The 3,520-nt window shown below is 59.6% G+C and carries 2 protein-coding genes and 2 pseudogenes; all 4 read right to left on the reverse strand.

The annotated features are described in order from the left end of the window. A pseudogene (locus ABR948_RS29600) lies at positions 1-206 on the reverse strand (sulfite exporter TauE/SafE family protein); the annotation flags it as partial. A gap of 2 nt (positions 207-208) precedes the next feature. Then, entirely contained in the window at positions 209-829 is a 621-nt protein-coding gene (locus ABR948_RS29605) for a TetR/AcrR family transcriptional regulator (protein ID WP_428124867.1), read from the reverse strand. A 104-nt stretch (positions 830-933) separates the two neighbouring features. Further along, positions 934-2,215, reverse strand: a pseudogene (locus tag ABR948_RS29610) (IS701 family transposase). Positions 2,216-2,622: 407 nt separating this feature from the next. Then, on the reverse strand, positions 2,623-3,520 hold an 898-nt coding region (locus tag ABR948_RS29615), incomplete at its 5' end, for an IS91 family transposase (RefSeq protein WP_428124869.1).

Genomic DNA, 3,520 nt, shown 5'->3' on the forward strand with positions numbered 1-3,520 from the left:
TTTTCCCGATAGCGCCTTATCCCGGAAACACTTGTGGGAGGTATCTGGGCGACCAGCGAAATGCCCTGCGCGACGTGCTGTTCGGACCCCAATAGCAGATTCGAAAATACGACCAGTCCCCCACCGGGACTGACACCAAGAAGTCCGGAGGTGACACCACCGACCAGACCGACGCTGACGCTCGAAACGAGATCGCTGAGGAACAAGTTTATGTTTTCTCCTTTTGACGCGATCTGGTCCTGCGATTGGGTTGCCCGAGTCCCAATAACATTCGATCGACAACGGCGACGCACGCATCGACGTCGATGTCTTCTCCCCAGGTGACTTGCAGGACGAAACCCTGGAAAAGCGCGATGAAAGATCGCGCAACCGCATCGGCGCTCAGATCGCGCGACACGAGATTCATCTTCTGGGCTCGCTCGACCAATCCGACAATCATTGAACGCGGAATGCGGATTCCCTCGATGACGCGAGCATGAACACGCTCGCTGCGCAGCGCCTCCGCCCAACCGTTGACGCCTACGCGCCTTCGCGGAGCGCCGGCTGGATCGACCAGCCAACCCGCATAGGTTCGGACAAGCGCATGAAGCCCCTCGATCGGGCCCTTGGCGCCTCGAACCACGGCGTTGAGGTTAGCTTCGCTCTGATGTCGATCATCGGCCAGCGCTTCGATGATGTCGTCTTTGCCCTTGAAGTAGACGTAGACGGCGCCGTGACTCATGCCTGAACGCCGCACGATGTCAGCCACGCCGGTTTGATGAAAGCCGTTCTCCGAGAAGCATTCGAGGGCAGCATCCAGAATTTGCTCGCGCCGCGACTCGCGCCGCAATTCACTGATTTTGGGCAAAAGGTATTCCTCAAATAAAACCGATCAGTCAGTCTTTATAATTCAAATTGCGGTTGGTCAAGCTAGCACTACTTTGGCAGATTTATTCACGCCGCTGCTTTCCGCCGATTTGTCTTCTGCAGTACGGGCATCGCTGAGGTCGTGGTTGAACGATGAGATCGACGATGGCTTGGCGTACGGCCGGCAGGCTCGGCTGAGGCGGCGGACCGTTGATTCTTTTTTTTCCGCCCCGCCTGTGCGAGACGGCGATGCTGGAGGAATGCGTAAGCGATCATGGTCATGAGCGCATGACGATGAAGGCCCTGCCAGGATCGTCCCTCGAAGTGATCAAGCCCGAGTTCCTCTTTCAACTGCTGATGGGCCTGTTCGCAAATCCATCGCGCTTTGATCGTGGCAGCTAACGTGCGCAGATTCGTCTTGGCCGGCAAATTGGCGAGATAATATTTCTTCTCTCCCGACGTTCTGTGTTCGCCGATCAGCCAGGCTTCGTCCCCCGGAAGATGCTGCTGGCCCTTGTCCTTGATCCGCTGCGGAGGTCCATCCGCGGTCCGCACGCGAACCGCGGCGAAGCGAGCTTCCAGCCGGCCCTTGGTCCCGTTTCGCCAACTCACATTTTGCCACTTGGCATTGGCCAGCATGTCTTCGGCCGCCGTCGACAATACATCGGGTATGTGCCGCTTGCGGGGACGACCCCGACCGGCAACCGGCCAGATCAGTTTTACCCCGACTGGATAAACTTTCTGGTGACGAGGGATACCGACGGCCCAGGCCAGGCCGCGTGTCGTGAGCCCCTGACGGAACGGTGCGCTGAGGCCGTAACCGGCATCCGCCAGCACACAGCCGAAGCGCATCCCGGCCGCGATCACGCGATCAATCTCGGCGAGGGCGATCTCTGGCTTGGTCCGCGCCGCGCGATGCTCGACTGGAACGCCCGCACGCTTCAAACGCACCGGGTTGCTCGTCCAGCTCTCGGGAACAAAGAGACGCAATGCCACCATTGCCGGCACTTCACCCCGCGCAAGCGTCAGCGACACCAATGTTTGGCAATTGGCCGTCTTGCCGAGAGACGAGGCATATTGTGGAGCGACACCAACCGAACGATCGCCCTTCTTCGGCATCGCCGTGTCGTCGATGACCAGCACGTGCCGCATCCCAGACGCCATCAGCAATGAAATGGTGCAACTGGTCATACTCGCCCGGTGCCAGCCGCGCCGCCATCGGCTGGACGCTCTTGCGATCGCCCGGTCCAATCAATCCCGAGATATAAAGCGGACACATCCGCCGCCGCGCCTTGTGACCTAAACGATCCAGGAATGGCTTGAGCCAGCGTCCAAGCTCGTCTTCCCACTTCAACTTCGTGTCCACCATGGTCGGCCCTCCAAAAGCCGACCATCCATGAATCATTGAAAATCTGATTCGGGAATCTGGAGGGTTCTGTGAGGTCGTTGGCACACCGGCGCGGTGGACGTGATCGTGAGCACGACCTCATAGAAGCCGGATTGAACGAAGCCGCGGGTTGTTTTGGCGCTATGGGGAAAGTTGCCACGGCGTGCCGACGAGACTGCTCCGACGACGGCTGCGCAATTGATGTGAAGCGCCGTTTTGGCGAGGAAGATCTCGCGGATTGGGTACTGAACGCGAACAACAGGTCAGGTTCAGTCGTTGGCCAGCTCCGGGGGCGGTATTGCGGCAGTCGATCGGCATAGCTGTCCGATTGGCGCCAGAACGCGCAGCAAGCTCGGTGGCGGTGATGACGAAAATCGGCGGCGATGAGATCATGACGTATCACAGTAGAATGGCTGATGTGTGGATGAGCGCGGCACGGCTGCGATCCGCCGCATGGCGCCGCCGCAATCTGGGCAGATGAGGAAGTCACTGGCGTGGTTCTGTCGATCGCCGTTGGCGTGACTGTCCGCCAACTTGGAATTGTCCATGACGCGATTAGCATCGAGCAACCGGCGGCAGAGAGCGATGTTGTCGGCGCGTTGGCCATTGGCGAAAAAGCCATAGTAGCGAATGCGATGGAAGCCGTCCGGCAGGGTGTGTAACAGGAAGCGCCGAATGAACTCGTTGGCATCGAGTGTCATCACCTTGCTCTTGCTGTCCTGGCGATAGTCCTTCCATGCGAAGCGGACCTTACCGTCAGATAGGGAGATTAGGCGGCTGTTGGCAAGCGCGACGCGATGGGTGTAGCGGCCGAGATAGGCCAACACCTGATGGGGGCCACCGAATGGCGGCTTGGCATAGATGACCCATTCGATGCGCCTGAGTTGGTCGAGAGCGGTAACGAAGGTGTCAGGCTCGGCAAGACCGACGAGGTTACCGAAAAAGCCTAGCTTGCCGGCTTCGAATGCAATCTGCAGGTTCTGCAGGAACAGTCGACGAAACAGACGTGAAAGCACACGCACGGGCAGGAAGAAGCCGGGGCGGCAAGCGATCCACCGCGTGCCGTCGAGCGAGGGGCCGCCGCCTGGCACTACGCAATGAACATGTGGATGGTGCTGCAGCGTCTGCCCCCAGGTATGGAGCACCGCGGTTACGCCGATTTGCGCACCCAGATGCTTGGGATCGGCGGCGATGGTGGTAAGCGTCTCGGCGGCCGTGCGGAACAAGATCGCATAGACGGTGGCCTTGTTCTGGAAGGCGATCGCGCCGACCAGGGTGGGCAGGGTG

It is taken from the genome of Bradyrhizobium sp., from assembly GCF_050014615.1.
Classification (GTDB): Bacteria; Pseudomonadota; Alphaproteobacteria; order Rhizobiales; family Xanthobacteraceae; genus Bradyrhizobium.